General features: G+C 71.7%; 16 protein-coding genes. 10 read left to right on the top strand and 6 right to left on the bottom strand.

Going from position 1 to position 17,731, the window contains the following annotated elements; all coding sequences use genetic code 11:
• Positions 1-87: 87 nt before the first annotated feature.
• Both AB0B35_RS16610 and AB0B35_RS16605 read left to right on the top strand, forming a co-directional pair.
• Positions 88-3,075 carry a S8 family serine peptidase gene (locus AB0B35_RS16610; RefSeq protein ID WP_361045921.1) on the top strand — a complete coding sequence of 996 codons (2,988 nt, stop codon included), beginning with the start codon at positions 88-90 and terminating at the stop codon, positions 3,073-3,075.
• 196 nt (positions 3,076-3,271) lie between these two features.
• Positions 3,272-3,976: a DUF305 domain-containing protein gene (locus AB0B35_RS16605; protein ID WP_361045919.1), complete on the top strand. Its 705-nt coding sequence runs from the start codon at positions 3,272-3,274 to the stop codon at positions 3,974-3,976.
• Here the strand turns inward: AB0B35_RS16605 and AB0B35_RS16600 are convergent.
• Both AB0B35_RS16600 and AB0B35_RS16595 read right to left on the bottom strand, forming a co-directional pair.
• Entirely contained in the window at positions 3,973-4,551 is a 579-nt protein-coding gene (locus tag AB0B35_RS16600; RefSeq protein WP_361045916.1) for a DinB family protein, read from the bottom strand. The genes AB0B35_RS16605 and AB0B35_RS16600 overlap by 4 nt on opposite strands.
• A gap of 69 nt (positions 4,552-4,620) precedes the next feature.
• Positions 4,621-5,025: an SHOCT domain-containing protein gene (locus tag AB0B35_RS16595; RefSeq protein ID WP_361045913.1), complete on the bottom strand. Its 405-nt coding sequence runs from the start codon at positions 5,023-5,025 to the stop codon at positions 4,621-4,623.
• Positions 5,026-5,345: 320 nt separating this feature from the next.
• Here AB0B35_RS16595 and AB0B35_RS16590 point away from each other — a divergent pair, with 320 nt between their 5' ends.
• Positions 5,346-5,930: a hypothetical protein gene (locus AB0B35_RS16590; RefSeq protein ID WP_361045911.1), complete on the top strand. Its 585-nt coding sequence runs from the start codon at positions 5,346-5,348 to the stop codon at positions 5,928-5,930.
• A 64-nt stretch (positions 5,931-5,994) separates the two neighbouring features.
• Here the strand turns inward: AB0B35_RS16590 and AB0B35_RS16585 are convergent, their stop codons facing one another.
• Positions 5,995-7,917 carry an NAD-dependent epimerase/dehydratase family protein gene (locus AB0B35_RS16585; protein ID WP_361045908.1) on the bottom strand — a complete coding sequence of 641 codons (1,923 nt, stop codon included), beginning with the start codon at positions 7,915-7,917 and terminating at the stop codon, positions 5,995-5,997.
• Between the two features lie 5 nt (positions 7,918-7,922).
• On the bottom strand, positions 7,923-9,308 hold the full coding sequence (locus AB0B35_RS16580; RefSeq protein WP_361045905.1) for an aldehyde dehydrogenase family protein: 1,386 nt from the start codon (positions 9,306-9,308) through the stop codon (positions 7,923-7,925).
• A gap of 212 nt (positions 9,309-9,520) precedes the next feature.
• Here AB0B35_RS16580 and AB0B35_RS16575 point away from each other — a divergent pair, with 212 nt between their 5' ends.
• The 4 genes from AB0B35_RS16575 (at position 9,521) to AB0B35_RS16560 (ending at position 12,690) form a co-directional block, all read left to right on the top strand.
• Positions 9,521-9,787: an acyl carrier protein gene (locus AB0B35_RS16575; RefSeq protein ID WP_361045902.1), complete on the top strand. Its 267-nt coding sequence runs from the start codon at positions 9,521-9,523 to the stop codon at positions 9,785-9,787.
• A gap of 400 nt (positions 9,788-10,187) precedes the next feature.
• A complete protein-coding gene (locus AB0B35_RS16570; protein ID WP_361045899.1) occupies positions 10,188-11,117 on the top strand; it encodes an ABC transporter ATP-binding protein in 930 nt (309 codons plus the stop codon).
• Positions 11,118-11,119: 2 nt separating this feature from the next.
• Entirely contained in the window at positions 11,120-11,878 is a 759-nt protein-coding gene (locus tag AB0B35_RS16565; RefSeq protein WP_361045897.1) for an ABC transporter permease, read from the top strand.
• Between the two features lie 8 nt (positions 11,879-11,886).
• Positions 11,887-12,690, top strand: a complete 804-nt coding sequence (locus tag AB0B35_RS16560; protein WP_361045896.1) for an ABC transporter permease — start codon at positions 11,887-11,889, stop codon at positions 12,688-12,690.
• A gap of 94 nt (positions 12,691-12,784) precedes the next feature.
• On the opposite strand, the gene AB0B35_RS16555 is transcribed toward AB0B35_RS16560, so the two are convergent.
• Together AB0B35_RS16555 and AB0B35_RS16550 are read right to left on the bottom strand one after the other, a co-directional pair.
• The gene (locus AB0B35_RS16555) at positions 12,785-13,384 is read right to left on the bottom strand and encodes a 4'-phosphopantetheinyl transferase superfamily protein (protein WP_361045894.1); all 600 of its coding nucleotides are present in this window, start codon (positions 13,382-13,384) and stop codon (positions 12,785-12,787) included.
• Positions 13,385-14,233 carry an SAM-dependent methyltransferase gene (locus AB0B35_RS16550; RefSeq protein ID WP_361045891.1) on the bottom strand — a complete coding sequence of 283 codons (849 nt, stop codon included), beginning with the start codon at positions 14,231-14,233 and terminating at the stop codon, positions 13,385-13,387.
• 283 nt (positions 14,234-14,516) lie between these two features.
• Here AB0B35_RS16550 and AB0B35_RS16545 point away from each other — a divergent pair, with 283 nt between their 5' ends.
• The 3 genes from AB0B35_RS16545 to AB0B35_RS16535 are packed head-to-tail and all read left to right on the top strand — an operon-like array spanning position 14,517 to position 17,637.
• Positions 14,517-14,783: a phosphopantetheine-binding protein gene (locus AB0B35_RS16545; protein WP_361045888.1), complete on the top strand. Its 267-nt coding sequence runs from the start codon at positions 14,517-14,519 to the stop codon at positions 14,781-14,783.
• Positions 14,780-16,624, top strand: coding sequence for a cellulase family glycosylhydrolase (locus AB0B35_RS16540; RefSeq protein WP_361045886.1), 1,845 nt, complete (start codon positions 14,780-14,782; stop codon positions 16,622-16,624). The genes AB0B35_RS16545 and AB0B35_RS16540 overlap by 4 nt, the downstream gene beginning before the upstream one ends.
• A complete protein-coding gene (locus AB0B35_RS16535; protein WP_361045883.1) occupies positions 16,621-17,637 on the top strand; it encodes an alcohol dehydrogenase catalytic domain-containing protein in 1,017 nt (338 codons plus the stop codon). Before AB0B35_RS16540 ends, AB0B35_RS16535 begins: the two co-directional genes overlap by 4 nt.
• Positions 17,638-17,731: the final 94 nt, after the last annotated feature.

The following is a 17,731-nucleotide window of genomic DNA, read 5'->3' as shown; positions in this document are numbered from 1 at the left end:
CTTCGCATCGCGGTAGGGCGTATCAACGCACCGGACCCACACCCCGTGGTCCCGCGCCGCTATCGCCTCATCCAGGAGGACACCCCCGTGAGACTCGTTCGACCGGCCGGCAGACGTCCGGCCTCGATGGCGCTCGCCGCCGTCGCGACAGCCGCTCTCGTGGCGGCTTCGGCGGCAGGCGGCGCGCAGGCCGCCCCGCCGGCCTCGACGGCCACCGCGCTGTACCTCGTCCAGACCGTCAGCGAGCCGGTCGCCAACTACGCCGGCGGTGTCAGCGGCTACGCCGCGACCCGCCCGGCCGCCGGTGAGCGCGTGGACGCGCACTCGGCCGCGTCGAAGAAGTGGCGCGACCGGCTGCGCGGCGAGCACGACGCCGCGCTGCGCGGCGCGCGGGTCGACACCGCGAAGAAGTCCTACGACTACGGCGTCACGTTCAACGGTTTCAGCGCCCGGCTGACCGCGGCCGAGGTCGCGCGGCTGCGGGCCGACAGCGGCGTGCTGCGGGTGTGGAAGAGCGAGCAGCTGACCGCCGACACGATCACGACCCGTGACTTCCTGGGCCTGACCGGCTCCGGCGGGGTGTGGAGCAAGCAGTTCGGCGGCGACTCCCACGCCGGTGAGGGCGTGATCGTCGGCATCATCGACTCCGGCATCTGGGCGGAGAACCCGTCGTTCGCGGCGCTGCCCTCGCCGCGCCCGGACCAGCGGGTCATCGACAAGAAGTGGAAGGGCACCTGCGACGCCGGTGTCGAGCAGCCGATCGCCTGCAACAACAAGCTCATCGGCGCCCGCTACTTCCACGACGACGCCAACGTCAACGACGCCGAGTTCCTGTCGCCGCGTGACTACAACGGCCACGGCTCGCACACCGCGTCGACCTCGGCCGGCAACTCGGGTGTGACCGCGTCGATCAACGGCGGCGTCGTGGGCACCGTGTCCGGTGTGGCGCCGGCGGCGCGCATCGCGGCGTACAAGGTGCTGTGGCACAACCCGGTGGCGGGCAACTCCTCCGGCGGCACCGCCGACATCGTCGCGGCGATCGACGCGGCCGTCGCCGACGGTGTCGACGTCATCAACTACTCGATCTCGGGTTCGAGCCAGTACGTCGTCGACCCGGCCGAGATCGCGTTCCTCAACGCCGCCGCGGCCGGTGTGTTCGTGTCCGCTTCGGCGGGCAACTCCGGTGACACGATCGGCGTGAGCAGCGTGGCGCACAACTCGCCGTGGCTGACCACCGTCGCGGCCAGCACCCACGACCGCGGCAACACCAAGACCGTGACGCTGGGCAACGGCGCGACCTACACCGGTGTCGGCGTCGGCGTGGCCGCGGGCCCCGCGACCCTGATCGACTCGACCAACGCCGGTCTGGCGGGCGCGGACCAGAACCTGGTCAACCTGTGCTACCTGGGCACGCTCGACCCGGCGAAGGTGACCGGCAAGATCGTGCTGTGTGACCGGGGCGGCAACGCCCGCGTGGAGAAGAGCGCGGCGGTCGCCCAGGCGGGCGGCATCGGCATGATCCAGGCCAACACCAGCGCCGCGCAGTCGCTCAACGCCGACTTCCACTCGGTGCCCAGCATCCACCTCAACTCCGTGGACGGCGCAGCGGTCACCGCGTACGTCGCCTCGGACGCGAACCCGACCGCGAGCATCTCCGCGGTCAGCACCGACCCGGTGCGCGCCCCGGCCATGGCCGGTTTCTCGTCCTACGGCCCGGCCCTGGCCGGTAACGGCGACCTGCTCAAGCCGGACATCACCGGGCCCGGTGTCGACGTCATCGCGGCGGTCTCGCCGGCCGCCAGCGGCGGCAACCACTTCAACTCGCTGTCGGGCACGTCGATGTCGGCCCCGCACATCGCCGGCGTCGCCGCGCTGATCAAGAGCAAGAACCCGAAGTGGTCCCCGATGTGGATCAAGTCGGCCATGATGACGACGGCCACCACCAAGGACAACACCGGTGCGCCGATCCAGTGGTCGCAGGGCGACGCCACCCCGCTCAACTACGGCTCCGGCCACGTCGTGCCGGGCAGCGCCTTCGACCCGGGCCTGGTCTACGACTCGACGCCGGAGCAGTGGCTGCAGTACGCCTGCGGCATCGGCCAGCTGCAGCTGATCACCGAGCCGGAGTTCTGCGCCTCGGTCGGCTCGATCGACCCGAGCGACCTGAACTACCCGTCGATCGCCGTCGGCGACGTCCCCGGCGCGCAGACCGTCACCCGCCGGGTGACCAACATCAGCAAGAACAGCTCGGTGTACGCCGCGCAGGTCACGGCCCCGGCCGGGTTCACCGTCAAGGTCGAGCCCAAGACGCTGACGGTCGCGCCGGGCAAGTCCAAGACCTTCAAGGTCACCATCACCCGCACCACCGCCGCCGCCGGCACCTGGGCGTTCGGCTCGCTGACCTGGTCGGACCTGCGTAACCACAAGGTCACCAGCCCGATCGCGGTGCGCTACTCGGCACTGGCGGCACCGGTCGAGGCCACCGGCACGGGCACCAGCGGCAGCACCACGCTGTCGCTGCGCACCGGCTACGCCGGCACCCTGACCACCGCCGTCGGCGGCCTCACCGCCGCCTCGGTCAGCAACCTGGCCTTCGCCGGCCCGAACCCGACCTTCACGCCGATGGAGTCGGACTCGGTCAAGAAGGTCACGGTGACGGTCCCGGCCGGCACCGCGGTCGCCCGGTTCTCGACCTTCGACGCCGACGTGCCCATGGGCACCGACGTGGACGTGTTCGTGTACCCCGCCGGCAACACCACCAGCCAGGTCGCCAGCAGCACCGGCGGCACCGCGCAGGAGTCGGTGACCCTGACCGAGGGCAGCTACGACGTGTACGTCCACCTGTTCGCGGCGTCCGGCGCGGTCACCATGCCGGGCAATGCCTGGGTCGTGCCGAACACGGCCGCCGGCAACCTCACCGCCACCCCGGCCACCCAGACCGCGGCTGTCAACGGCCCGGCGACGGTCACCGCGACCTGGACCGGGCTCACCGCGGGCGTCCGCTACCTGGGCGTGCTCGCCTACGGTAACGGCAGCTCGTCCGTCGGCCAGACGGTGCTGTCCGTCAACGGCTGACCGGCAACGCAGTGAGAGGGGCGCCTTCCCGTGGCAGGGAAGGCGCCCCTTCTGCGCGCCGGACGCCGCGGCGACAGCAGCACGGAGCCGGCACCGGTACACGGCCTAAAGCGACCAATCGCCAGATTCGCCCTCAAAGCTGATACCTGCGTCATACGGTGGTCCGGAACTGTGTGTCGATCACCGGAGGATGCGAATGAACACTCGGACCCGATCCCTGGTCCTGCTCGCCGCCGTCATGACCGTGGCGGGCGGGGCCGTCACCGGCTGCGGCACGACCACGGCGACACCGGCCGTCGTGGCCGCGCAGCCCAGCGCCTCCGGGCAGTTCAACAACACCGACGTCCAGTTCGCCCAGCAGGCCATCGCCCTGCGGCAGCAGGCACGCTGGCTCGCCCAGCAGGCAGTCGAAGGCGCCCAGTCGGTCGGGCTCAAGCAGTACGCCACCGAGGTCGAGTCGGCGTCGCAGCCGCAGATCGACCAGCTCACCGCCTGGCTCACCCAGCACAACCTGCCCGTGCCCTCTGCCGCGCCCGGTGGCATGGCGTCCATGCCCGCGATGGCGTCAGCCGCGCCGAACGCGATGCCGTCGATGCCTGCCATGCCCGACGCCGCCGCACTGCGCGGACTCAGCCCCGAGCAGTTCCAGGACCGGATCGTCGAGCTGTTCTCCACCAACCACGAAGGCCTGCTCGGCTCCATCACCGCCGAACTCGCCAACGGCGTCGACCCCCACCGTCAGGGGCATCGCCGACCAGCTCAAAGCCACCGCCACCAGCGAGCGGCAGCAGCTCAAGGCCCTGACCGGTCCCACGCCGACGCCTTCGCGCTGACCCGGACCGCACTGGCGCACCGGCCGCTGACCGTGGGTGGACTCCCGCGGTCGGCGGTTCCCTTTTAGGCGGACACCCGCCTGTCGGCGTCCAGGGCTGCCTGCTCCACGCGCCGGCGGTGGTCCGACCACCACTGCTCGTCGGCGGCAGGCAGGTTGTCGTGGCTGGGCAGCAGCCCGGCTGTGCCGTCGATGAGTTCGCGCACGATGTCGGCGTGGCCGGCGTGGCGCTGGGTCTCCGCGGTGACGTGGACCAGGACGTGGCGCAACGTGGGTGTCGCATCGCCCCACCACGGCACCCGGCCGACGTCGTCCAGCGACAAGGTTTCGATGGTCGCGTCGGCGTGGGCGTTGGCGCGGCGGTACAGGTCGACGATCTCCTCGCGGGACTCGTCCGCGGTCGCCCACATGTCGGCGTTGGCCTGCGCCGCCTCGCCGACGAAGGGCAGCTCCTGCTCGAACGGCCGGCCGAACACGGCGCCGAAGTAGACGATCTCGGTGGCGGCCGAGTGCTTCACCAGGCCGAGCAGGTTGGTGCCGGTCCGGGTCAGCGGCCGCCGGATGTCGTACTCGCCGAGCCCGTCGAGTTTCCACAGCAGCGACTCGCGCCCGCCCTGGAGGTAACCGTGCAGGTCTGCCTTCATCGCGCCACTATGGCACCGGCCGGATGCCGGCGCTGCCCCGGATGCGCGGGCCCACGGCCGCGCTGCGGGTCAGGACGCCAGCGCTTTGTTCTTGAGCGCCTCGAACTCGGCCTGGGTGATCGCTCCGGTGTCGAGCAGGGACTTCGCCTGCGCGATCTGGTCGGCAGGTGACGCGCCGGTGCCGACGGCAGCGCGGATCTGCGCGTCCATCTGCTGCTTCATGGCCTGCTGCTGCTTCAGGGCGCGGTCGGTCATGCCGCGGCCGCGCACGATGAGGTAGAGCAGGATGCCGATGAACGGCAGGACGATCACCAGGATGGTCCACAGGGCCTTCGCCCAGCCTGAGGTCTCGTGATCGCGGAACAGGTCCGAGAAGATCATGATCAGCAGCCAGAACCAGATCACGAACAAGAAGAATTCGAACATGAACAGCAGAAAGTCGCCGTTGCCGAACGACGACTGGGCCAAGGTCATCATGTGCGTCCCCGGATGTCATTGCTTGCGACCCGGCGCGTCATCGCTTCCGGTTTATACCGAACGCTAGGGCAAATGAAGCGGCGATGTGGTCAAACGGTCTGATAAGGGGCCGCCGCTCCACCGGTGCGGGCCGGTTGCGGGGCGTTCCCGGCTTGCGCGGGTCCTGGCGGATGCCCATTATGTGCGTTGATCACGAAGGTGATGAAGGAAAGTGACGTCCCCCTGGGGCCGGCCCGCCGCCGCCTCACCCAGGCCGCGCACGAGCGCCGTGGCAGCGGCCGACCAGGCGTCGCAGCGTCGCAAGGAGGACAGCGCACGTGCCAGACGAGACGACCGCAGCCGGCCCAGAGCACCAGGCCGGACACCCGCAGCACGGCGAACACCGGCGGCGACGCCGCCGCCGACGGTGGTGGCTGTTCACCGCCACCGCGCTGGCCGGGCTGCTCTGCGTCCAACCGCTGTTCACCGGCGGTGGCGACGCGGGCTCCTCGCCGTCGTGGCATCCGGACACGACCCCCGACGGCCACTGGTCGATCGGCGCGGCACAGCCGACCGTCGAGCCGCCCTCGGCCACCGCCAGTCCCACACCGGCACCTGCGCCGACCTCGGCTGTCCCGACCCGACCCGCGGCCACGGGTCCGTCGCGGTCACCCGTTCCGGAGCCGCTCGGCCCCGCCGACGCGGCCGGAGTCCAGGATCTGACCGCGAAGTACTGCCGGCAGCACGTGACCGGCTCCGTGGCGACGCCCCGCGCGGACGGAGGCTGGCAGTGCGTACGGCTGCTGGTGTTCGTGCGAGCCGTCGACATGGACGTCGCGTGCGCCGACACCTACGGCAAGGACGCGTACGCGCGCACCGCCGACCCCGCCGACGCGTACGCCTGGCGGTGCTACCAGCGTTGAGTGACGTTTCCCGAAGCGCCCATCCACCGGTCACCCGCTGACAGGCGGTCGCCCGGGTCCGGTCCTACGAGGACCGGCCATGCCGGCAGCCGGGACCGTCCTGGCCCGGTTCCCACGACGTGTCATGCGCCAGCCACTGCGACACACCGTGCACGCCGTGCTCGACCTCGACGGTTGCCCGCCAGCCGAGCCGCGCCGCCAGCGACACGTCGACCACCGGACTGTCGCCCGCGGCGCACGCGACCGGCCGGCTCTCGGTCGGGCGCACCACCCGGCCGACGAGGTCGACCAGCTCACTGCGGTGCAGCGGCACGCTGCTGCTCAGGTTGACCACAGGATCGCCCGGCGGGCTCTCGACGACCGCCGCGACGGCGTCGGCGACGTCCTTCAGGTGGACGAGCTGGACCGGCCAGCCTCCCGTGCACGCGGTGATCGACCGGCTTGTCGAGGCCTGCCCGACCATCGCCGTGAGGGCGTCGTCGTGGGGCATCCCCGGCCCGTAGACGGCGCCCAGCCGCAGTGTCACGGCATCGGCGTCGCGGCAGAGCCGTTCGACGTCGCGGACGGCTGCCGCCACGGGATCGCCACCGGACAGCGGGGTGTTCTCGTCCACTCGGCCCGTGCAGCCGTCGTAGACGCGGTAGGAGCTGAGCAGGATCACGCGCGCTCCGTCGGCGGCCGCGAGCACTTTGCGGACACGTCCGGCTTCCAGCTCGACGTCCTGCGCGCGGATCCCGGGGCCCAGGGCGGTCGCGCAGGGACCGGCCAGCACGACCACGTCGAGCCCGTCCAGGCGCGGTGCGTCCGGGCCGATCCGGCGGACCCGGTGGCCCAGGTCGGTGAGCCGGGCGATGAGGTATTCGGTGAGGAACGTATCCGCGCCGACCACGCCGGTCCGGGGTCCGGTGGCGCGCCGGCGGCCACGGAACGCGCCCAGTCCCGCGTCGAGGCCGTCGAGGATGGCGGGTTCGAGGGCTTCGGCCATCCGGCTCGCGGCGGCGGAGCCGACGAGGTGCGACACACCGCCCTGCACGATCGTGCCGAGCGCGACGCGCAGCACCCGGTCGTCCAGGGACACGGCCGCCTGCCCGTCCACCTGGTTCACCACACCCATCGTGTACGCGGTGAGCCACGTCATCCAGGCGATGTCGTCGCGGACGCCGGGCGCGTCCGGCCGGGTGCGGTCACGCAGCCGGCCCGCATCGACGGAGAAGCGGTCCAGGTACTCCGCGCACTGCACGTGCCTGGTGCGCGGCGGGTCCGCGCCGGGGACCGGCACGACGACCTGTGCGGCTGCGGAGGCGAACGCGACGAAGAACGGGACCGCGGAAGGTTCCCGGAGCAGTTCGCGCCCGCCGGCGGCGGGCTCGTCCGGCAGGAAGCACGCCGCGCGGCGCAGTCCCTGGTAGTCGTTGTTCGCCAGCGACTGCACCTCGTCGTGCTCGACGAGATTGGGCACGGCCACGTACGTCGGCACGCCCTGCTCCCGCAGGAACCGGTGCAGTGCCACGTCGGCGGGCCAGGCGGTGTGCCGGCTGCCGGCCCACGCGACGAAGCGCACGGCGACCTCCCGGGGCAGCACGACGGCGTTGGTGGGCGTCCATTCGTTGACCGTGCGCACCCACTGTGCCCCGGACAGGGCGCCCAGCCGCATCGCGGCGCCGTTGCGCGAGCCCCAGAACGCGAAGAGGGCGAGCGCGGCGTTCGGATGGGCGCGCACGGCGCGGCGGACCCGTTCCAGCAGACCGGGGGCGGGTCGCATGTCGTCATGCATGAGCAGGTGATGGGTGGCGCCGTCGCTGACCGACGACCATCCGCGCAGCGCGGTTCGCAGCTCCGAGGGCGGTCCCGCCGGGTCGGGGTCGGTGATGACGTCGCAGCCGCCGCCGGACAGGGTCGCCGCCAGCGCCCGTGCCTGTTCCAGCCGCCGAGGGTGCGTGATCACCGCCGCTGTGACGACCGGGTGGGCGGGGTCTCGGTCCGTCATCGTCATCAGCCCTTCACCGACGTGACCTTGATGCGCGTGTACTCCAGCAGGCCCCAGTAGCCGTACTCGACGCCGAGGCCGGAGCAGCGGGTGCCGCCGAACGGCACGTCATGGCGCAGGTCGCCGTGGTCGTTGATCCAGACGGTGCCGCAGTCGAGCTCGTCGGCCACGGCGCGGGCGGCGCCGGGGTCGCCCCACACCGATGCTCCGAGCCCGTACTGGGTGGCGTTCGCCCGCGCGACGGCGTCGGCCAGGTCGGTGTAGGAGATCACCGGTATGACGGGGCCGAACTGTTCGGTGAGTTCCAGATCGGTGCCGGCCGGCAGATCCGAGACGATGGTCGGGCGGTGGAAGTGCCCGCCCTGCCGGGTCGCGGTCGCTGCCCGGTGGACGGTGGCGCCGTGGATGCGGGCGTCCTCGACGAGCCCGGCCACGCGGTCCGCGAGCTGCCGGCTCACCAGCGGCCCCAGCTGGGTGCCGGCGTCCATGCCGTCGCCCACCACGGCCTTGTCCGCCAGCGACGACAGGGCCTCGACGAGCTCGTGGCGCCGTGCCTGGGGGACGTAGACGCGTTTGACGGCGGCGCAGAACTGCCCGCTGTTTCGCATGGCGCGCCAGAAGACCTGTTCGGCGATCTGGGTGACGTCGGTGTCGGGCAGGATGATGCAGGGGTCGTTGCCGCCCAGTTCGAGCACCGTGTGCGCGAACCGGCCGGCGGCCGCGCCGGCGATGGCGCGGCCGACCTCGACGGACCCGGTGAACGACACGAGTGCCACGTCGGGATGCCCGACCAGGGCCTGCCCGAGTTCGGCGTCGCCGGCCACGGCCGTCAGCACGCCGGGCGGCAGGACGCCGGCGAGGATGTCGGCCAGCAGCAGCGACGACAGCGGGGTCATGGGCGAGGGCTTCAGCACGACCGTGTTGCCGGCCAGCAGTGCGGGCGCGATCTTCGTGACCGCCAGGATGATCGGATAGTTCGACGGTGCGATCGCCGCGACCACCCCGTAGGGGACCCGGTCCATCACGATCTGCGCGGTCGGCTCGTCGACGAGCGGTTCGGTGGCAAGGGTGAGCGCGGCGGTGTGCCGGAACCAGTCCACGGCGAGGGCGACCTCGGCGCGCGCGCCGGCGAGCGGCTTTCCCTGCTCGCGGGTGAGCAGCCCGGCGAGTTCGTCGACGTGGCGCGACAGCGCGGCGCCGCAGGCGAGCAGCTGCCGGCGCCGGTCGGCCTCGGTGCGCCGCGACCAGTCCCGCAACGCGTCACGGGCTCGGGCCACGATGCCCGCCAGTGCGTCGGCGGTGCATCGGGGGACGTGGTCGAACACCTCGCCGGTGGCCGGATTCTGCACCGGCAGTCTGCTGTCATGTGCGGCGGTGCCGGCTGTCGTCACGTGATCTCCACCAGCTGTCGGGTCGGCGTGTGGGCAGCCCTCAGTCTGGCCTCGGACGGCGACGGCCGACGACGCCGTTTTCGGACATGCCTACACGGCTAGGTCTGTTGTGCGTACCAGGGAGTCTTCCGGCCTGTCGGTGCTTCGGTGAGCATCTGTCGACGGCTGCGCCGGAGGTGCCGGTGCCCGCACCGGACTGACAGGAGACACCGATGGACAGTGCGCAGACCCCGGCCGGAGGCGTGGCCGGCGACCTCGTCGGCGCGATCGCCGACATGCTCGACCGCGACGCGGCGTCGATCTCGCCGGAGACCCGCTTCTTCGACGACCTGGGCTTCGACTCGACCAGCATCCTGGTGCTGCTGACGCAGATCGAGACGAAGGTCGGGTTCGAGTTCGACCCGGACGAGCTGGAACCGCAGGACCTGGAGACGGTCGGCGCGTTGATCAGTTTCGTGGACCGCCAAGTCGGGTCGTGACATCCGCCGGTGGGCGCAGCCGGGTCCGGTGCCGCCGGCCGTCTTTCGGGCTCGTGCCGATCGGGTTTGCGTGAAGCCGTGAATACCATTCCCGGCGCACATCGGCAGCCATTTGGCAAGCCCAATCTGATGGGTTGATATGCCAATCCGGTGGGCGTGTGGCCGCGGCTTGGATTCTCCGGATCGGATGACTCCGGCCACTTCTCGCAGCCGTTTTCCGGTAGTAGCTTGTAGACGGTTTCGGAGGGCATGCGCCTGCCATGCCGTTCCGGCATTCGCGATGATGCGTGCCGAATCCTGAGTCGACGACTATTCGCCGAAGGCTTCCGCGCGTAGGGAAAAGGAGCTGAACAATGTCCGATCAGCAATTGCTGCCCGCTGGACACCCGAGGAGGGTGCCATGACGACGGACAGCGTGGTCCACGCGAGCGGGCTGGTCAAACGGTACGGGGACAACACCGCCGTCGACGGGATCGACCTCGACATCGCCGGCGGTGAGACGTTCGGGCTCCTCGGACCGAACGGCGCGGGCAAGACGACGACCATGCACATGGTCAGCTGCATCTCGCGCCCCACCGGCGGCACCCTGCGGGTGCTCGGCATGGACCCGCTCGCCGACGAGGTGGGCATCCGCAGCCGGATGGGGATCTGCGGGCAGGCGGACCGGCTCGACCAGGAGCTCACCGTGCGGGAGAACCTGGTCACCTACGCCCGCTACTTCGGCATGTCCCGGGCCCTGTCCAGGCAGCGCGCGGACGAGCAGGCCGAGTTCGTCCAGCTCGCCGACCGGGCGAACGACCGGGTGGACACCCTGTCCGGCGGCATGAAGCGCCGGCTCAGCATCGCGCGCGCGATGATCAACAACCCCGACCTGGTGATCCTGGACGAGCCGACGACCGGCCTGGACCCCCAGGCCCGCCACCTGCTGTGGGAGCGGCTCTACCGGCTCAAGCAGCGCGGCGTCACCCTGCTGCTCAGCACGCACTACATGGACGAGGCCGAGCAGCTGTGCGACCGGATCGCGGTGATGGATCTGGGCAAGGTCGTCGCGGTCGGATCGCCGCGCGAGCTCATCGCCGCCCACGCCGGCCCGCACGTGGTCGAGCTGCGGTTCGGCGACGACCCGGTCGAGCAGTACCGCGACAAGGTGGAAGGCATCGGCGACCGAGTCGACGTGCTGCCGGAGCGGCTGCTCGTCTACGCCGCCGACGGAGAGGCCGCCGCGGCACAGGTTCACCAGCGGGGCCTGACGCCGTCGGGCGTGCTCATCCGGCGCTCGACCCTGGAGGACGTCTTCTTCCGGCTCACGGGAAGGACGCTGGTGGAGTAGGCATGGCACATCCGGCAACCGCAGTGTTCGAACGCCACCTGCTCATCTACCGCAGCCTGTGGCGGACCACCGCGTTCTCGTTCTTTCTCGTGCCCATCCTCTACCTGGTCAGCATCGGCCTCGGCGTCGGTGACTACGTCGGCAGCGTCGACGGGTTCAGCTACCTCGACTGGATCGCACCCGGCCTGCTGGCGACGCTGGCCTTCCAGATCGGCGTGAGCTCCTCGACGTACGCCGTGTTCGTCGACTTCGCCTGGGTCGGCGGTCTGTACGTCATGCGCAACACCCGGGTCCGCATCACCGACATGCTCGTCGGCTGGTTCGCGTTCGTGCTGGTCGTGCTCGGGATCGCCGTGTCGGTCTTCCTGCTCGTGGCCGCGGCTTTCGGCGCCGTGCATTCGATCTGGACGCTGCTGGCGCCGCTGGTCTGTGCGCTGCTGGCGGTCGCGTGCACGGCCGTCGTGGCGGCGTTCTCCGCGACGATCCGCAGCGACAGCTACTTCCCGCTGCTGTTCCGGTTCGCGGTGGTGCCGACCACGCTGTTCTCGGGCGTCTATTTCCCGGTCGCCGCCATGCCCGAATATCTGCAGCCGCTGGCCTACGCGCTGCCGCTGTGGCACGGCGTCGAGCTGGTCCGCGCCACGATGCTCGGCACGACGCCGGCCTGGCCGGTCGCCGCCCACCTCGGGGTCCTCACGGCTTATCTGATCGTCGGATTCGTGCTGGCGCGGCAGGCGTTCCGCAAGCGGCTGGTCGACTAGGAGGAACGATGGTGACATTGGCAATCGCGCACCGGCTGTCGGCCCGCCGGGCGGCGGCGGTGCTGGAGCGTAACGCCAAGGCGACCCGCGTCGGGCCGTCGTACTGGCTACTGCTGGCGTCGGGCATCCTGGAGCCGCTGCTGTACCTGCTGGCGATCGGCGTGGGCGTCGGGCAGCTCATCGGCGGGCCGGTGGACTACGCCGGCCAGGCGGTGTCCTACCAGGGTTTCGTCGCCCCGGCGATGCTGGCCTTCTGCGCGTTCAGCGGCGCGTTCGGCGAGAGCATCTTCGGGTTCTTCGGCAAGCTCAAGTTCGCGGGCGTCGTCGAGAACCAGTTCGCCGCCGGCGTGCGCGCCTCGGAGATCGTGGTGGGCGAGCTGATCACGGCGACGTTGCGGGGGGCGGTCTACAGCCTGCTCTTCCTCGTCGTCATGGCCGCCTTCGGGCTCGTCACGCCCGTCGGGGCGGTCACGGTGTTCGCGGCCACGGTGCTGATCGGCACCGCCTTCAGCGCACTGGGCCTGGCGATCAGTGCCACGCTGCGTGGCTGGCAGGACTTCGAGCTGGTCACCACCGGCCAGGTCGCGCTGTTCCTGTTCTCCGGCACGTTCGCACCCATCGCCAACTACCCGCAGGCGATGCAGATCGTCATCGAGGTGACGCCGCTCTACCACGCGGTGGAGCTGGTGCGCGGGCTGTCGCTCGGCGCACCGGCGCCGAGCACGCTCCTGCACGTGGCGTACCTGGCCGTCATGATCCCGATCTGCGTCTACCTGGCGGTCCGCCAGGTCCACCGGGCGCTGCGCCGCTGAAACCGGCGAGACGGCCGCGGGGTGCGCAGGCCGGCGTCCCAGGACAGGGGCGCTGCGCACCCCGCGGCCGTCGCCGCGCGGCCCGCCCGAGCGATCACGGGTCTGCGCGCTCCACCGCCGCCACCGCGGCGACGTATCCGTCGTCGGCGGCCGCGTCCCACACGCGCACACCCGGCGGCGGGTTCGCCGCGTTCAGCCTGGCCATCTGCGTCACCGGCAGACCGGTCACCTTGAGCAGCGCCTCCTTGCGAACCCACAACCGCAGCAACGCCGGTCCGGCGGTCTCCGGGGCCTCGTCGGGGTGCAGAACCAGCCGCCGCAGCCCGTCGATGTCGCGGCCGACCTGCTCGACATCCGCCCCCACCCGCTGCTCGCTCACCGCCAGCAGCACCCTGTCGCCCGAATGCGACAGCGAGAACTGCGGCCCCGGCATCGCCAGCCGCGGACGGCCGTGTGACGGGTGCGCGCAGTTCTCGCACGAGCGGGTGAAGGTGAGACTTCTCGGCGGCCGACCGGTCAGCTCGCCCAGCTGCCGCCTGGCCAGCGCCCAGGCGGCAGCGAACCGTTCCCGGTCGCCCGGTCGGCCGATACGCTCCATCCGGGCGGTCTCCGCCGCCGACAGCAGCCGGCGGTCATGGCTCTCCAGCGCGGACGGTCTGGCCCACCAGATCCGTACCGGGCCGACGCCGCTCACTTAACGGCGCGCCGACACGAAGTAGCTGCGGGGCACGATCGCCGAAGGCGGCGGAGTGCTGGCCGCCGGCCAGCGACCGAAGTCCGCCGCCGGCTTGCCCGGTTCCAGCACCGCGTCGACCTGCCAGCCGGCGCCGGCCACGAAGCCGCCGGGGTCGTCGGTGCCGAACCGCCACGGGCTGTTCGCCTCCTGCAGCCGGCGCAGGAACTCCCGCGTGTACGGGAACGAGAAGATGCCGGTGCCGATCAGGTCGACGGCCAGGCGGCTGCCCGGGGCCGACAGCGCCGCCACCCGGCTCAGCAACCGGTGGGCGAGCTGCTCCGGCAGGTAGAACAGCAGCCCTTCACCGAACCACACCGTCGGGCAGGTCGCGTCGAAGCCGGCTGCCAGCAGCGCGTCGACCCACCCGTCGCTGTCGTCGAAAGCCACCGGCACGATCCGCCGCTGCGCGTCGCCGGGCACCGGCACATCGCGCAGACGGTCCACCTTGTACGCCAGCAGCGAAGCCTGATCGAGCTCGAACAGGGTCGTGCCGTCCGACCACGGCATCCGGTACCACCGGGTGTCCAGGCCGGCGCCCAGCGCCACCACCTGCGCGGGCGCACCGGCGCACGCCTGGCTGATGAAGTCGTCGAACCACCTGGTGCGGATCGCGATGAACGGGTTGCCGTCATCGGGCGCGCGGTCGGTGTGGAAGTGTTGCAGCAGCTCCCGTCCCTCGTCGCCGGCGAGCAGGCCGGCGAAGGGATCGTCGAAGAGCCGGTCCGGCCGGTTGCTCTCACGGGCGCGCGCCGCGGCCGTCCACAGCGCGGTCTTCGCCACAGCTGCCATCGATTGCTGGTCAATCACGCGGTCAGTGTCCACGTGACGAAATTGAAGTGCGCCGCACGCCGTCGGGCCACTCCTCCGTACGGCTATGACCGCCCGGGTAGGCGCAGCGAGCGGTCGATGGTCGCTTATCGGCCGCGACGGCCGTTGGCACCATGTGCTGGCGGCGTCGGCGGGGCCCGGTCTCGGCGGCTGCGGTGCGCGGGCCGGCCGCGAACGCTGTCGGGGCGGGTCCACTCACGGCCGCACCGGCCACCGACGCCGGCAACGGACCACACACGCCGATCAGGAGGTCATCGCCGCCATGGATCTGACACGAGCACAGTTCACCGAGATCATCGGCAAGGAGATGGGTGGCGTGCTCATGCGCCCGCCGCTGGACAAGTCCGACGACTTCTTCCTGGCCGGCGGCGACTCGCTGCGTGCCGTCGAGCTGATCTCCCAGTTGGTCGCCCGGTGGCATCCCACCGAGGGCGAGGACGCCGACCGGCTGCGCAACGACCTGCTGCTGGCGATCTTCGAGAACGCGACGCCCGAGCACCTGGCGGGCCTCATCGGTTCACCGAGATGACCTACACGGTGCGCGAGGGACTGATCCTTCGCGACGGCGCACCGCTGCGGCTGCTGGGCGCGAACTACTTCCCGGCGGCGGCAGGCTGCCGGATGTGGGCCGACTGGGACCTCGACGTCATCCGCCGAGACTTCGCCGCGATGGCACAGGCCGATCTCAACGCCGTGCGCATCTTCGTCATCTGGCGCGACTTCGAGCCCGCCCAGGGGCAGCTGGACCCCGTCAGCCTCGACCGGCTCGCCGACGTGGTCGGCGCGGCCCGGGAGACCGGCCTGCACTGCGTCATCTCGCTGTTCACGATCTGGATGAACGGTGAGCGCCTCGACCCGCACTGGCGTGCCGACCGCAGCCTGTGGCGTGACCCGCTGATGCTGGACCGCCAGGAGCACCTGGCCGGCCGTATCGCCGCCAGGCTGCGCGAGTACGACAACATCGCGGCGTTCGACCTGGGCGACGAGATCGCCAACGTCGACCCGGCCGAAGCCGCGCGCCTCACCCGGCAGGACGTGGCTTCCTGGTACGCCCGGATCGGCGGCGCGATCCGGGCGCAGTCCCCGGACAGCCTCGTGCTGCAGGCCAACGACGCGTCCGCGGTGTTCGGAACCACCCCCTTCGCCGTCGACAACGCCGCGGCGCTGGACCTCATCGGCGTGCACGCCTTCCCGCTGTGGTCACCCGGCGGCATCGAGTCGACGCTGTCGTACAAGGCCACCAACCTGGCGCCGTTCGTCACCCGCTTCGCGGCCGCCTACGGCACCCCGCTCCTCGACGAGATCGGCAGCTACGGCGTCGACGAGCCGACGGCGACCGCATACCTGAACGCCGCCGCGGCGGCCAGCATCGCGGGCGGAGCCGCCGGGCTGTTCGTGTGGTGCTGGACCGACATCGTCTCCGAGGCCGAGCCCTACAGCCAGCGCCCCACCGAACGGGCCGCCGGGCTGGTCACCGCCGACGGCGAACACAAGCCCCGGCTGCGGGCACTCCGCCGGATCTCCCGCAACCTGGGATCGCTCGCGATCGATCGCAGCCCGGCTCCGGTCGCGATCTACCTCAACGACCGGCTCCGCAACCAGGCCCTGTCGTACCTGGACGACGGCAACGCCGGACCGCGCGCGGTGTTCGTGGCCGACCTCCTGCTCACCCGAGCCCACCTCGGCCACGTGATGGCCGCCGGGAACGCGGCGACCGCGGACAGCGGCCGGACCCGTCTGGTCGTCTGCCCGTCCGTGGAGCACCTGACCCTGGCCGACCTGCACCGCATCCGCGCCCTCGCCGAGCACGGAGCCACCGTCTACCTGTCCTCCGGCAGCCATTCGACCGGCTATCCCGGCGAGGACCTGGCCGGCGCCCGCGTCGTGGACTTCCGCCGCGGCGACCCCGGCAAGTCGGCAGTGCGCTGGGGCGACCAGCACTGGCCACTGGCCTGGCGCGACGAGGTCGGCGTCCCCTCCACCCTGGAGGTGACCACGGGCAAGGTGCTCGCCGAGTACGCCGACGGCTCGCCCGCGCTGGTCGCCAACCCGGTCGGTCTCGGCCAGATCCTGTACACGAACCTGCCCTTCGAGCGTTTCCTGGACGGTGTGGGCGGCCTGGACTCGGCGCGCGGCGAGACGTTCTACCGCATGCTCGCCGAGCTGGCACAGGTGCGCCCGGAGGTCGACTGCCCCGACCCGGAGACCGAACTGATCATCGGCACGGTGGACGGGTCCCGGCTCGCCGTCGTGGTCAACCACGCCGCCCGGCCGATCCGGACCGTGGTCACCACCCCCCACCGCACCGTGCCGGTGGTCCTGGCGGCCAAGGACTGGACGGTCGTCGAGCTCGAGGAGGCGGCGGCGTGAAGGCGGTGGTGTACCGCGGCCCGCGTGACGTCGCAGTAGAGACGGACCTGCCCGAGCCGGCCGTGGAGCACGCCCGTGACGCCGTGGTCCGCGTCACCCGTTCCGCGATCTGCGGCAGCGACCTGCACCCCTACCGCGGAGAGATCCCCGGCTTCGCGCCCGGCACCATCCTGGGGCACGAGTTCGTCGGAGTCGTGGTCGACGCCGGCGCGGAGGTCCCGTATCCGCCCGGCACCCGCGTGGTGGCATCGGACGTGATCGCCTGCGGCCGCTGCGCGACGTGTGCGAAAGGCTGGCATTACCACTGCGCCCACGCCACGCTGTTCGGCTACTCCACGGTCGTCGGCCGTGCGGTCGCCGGCGGTCAGAGCGAGTACGTGCGGGTGCCGTTCGCCGACACCGTGCTGTACCCGTGTCCCGACGAGCTCGACGACGAGCGGATGCTGTTCGTCGGGGACCTGCTGAGCACGGCCTGGGCGGCGGTCGAGGCCTGCGCGGCGCCGGGCGCCACGGTCGGCGTCGTCGGCGCGGGCGCCCTGGGGCAGCTCGCCGCCATGTGCGCCGCGGCCGCCGGGGCGTCGCGGGTGGTCGTCGCCGATCCGGACCCGGCCCGGCGCGCCGGCGTCGAGGCGCTGGGGTTCGCGGCGGTCGAGCCCGCCCTGCTGGCCTCCACGCTCGGCGAAGCCCAGGCGGTCATCGAAGCCGTCGGCAGCGACGCGGCGCTGGCCTGCGCCGTCGACAGCGCCGGCCGCCGCGGCACGGTGGTCGCCGTCGGGGCGCACAGTTCCGCGGCGATGCCGTTGCACACCCAGCGCGCGTTCACCCGGGAACTGACCCTGCGGTTCGTCGTCGGCGACCCGATCCGCGACCGGGCGTCCGTCGTGGCGCTGCTCAGGTCCGGCGCCGTGGACCCGAGGGCGGTCGTCTCCGACCGGCTGCCGCTGGCCGACGCCGACGCGGGATACCGCGACTTCGACCGGCGCCGCTCACTCAAAGTGCTGCTGATCCCGTAACCCCGGCGGCGACCTGCCGCCGGGGTTACGGCCGCACCGCCCGGGTGGGGCCGGGGCGCCCGCGCGGGGGCGGGGCGGGGCGGGGGGCCGCCCC

This window comes from Catellatospora sp. NPDC049133 (assembly GCF_040648455.1).
GTDB classification, from domain to species: Bacteria; Actinomycetota; Actinomycetes; order Mycobacteriales; family Micromonosporaceae; genus Catellatospora; species Catellatospora aurea.
Note: the sequence above shows the minus strand (reverse complement) of the source record. Positions and strands in the feature narration are given on the sequence as shown.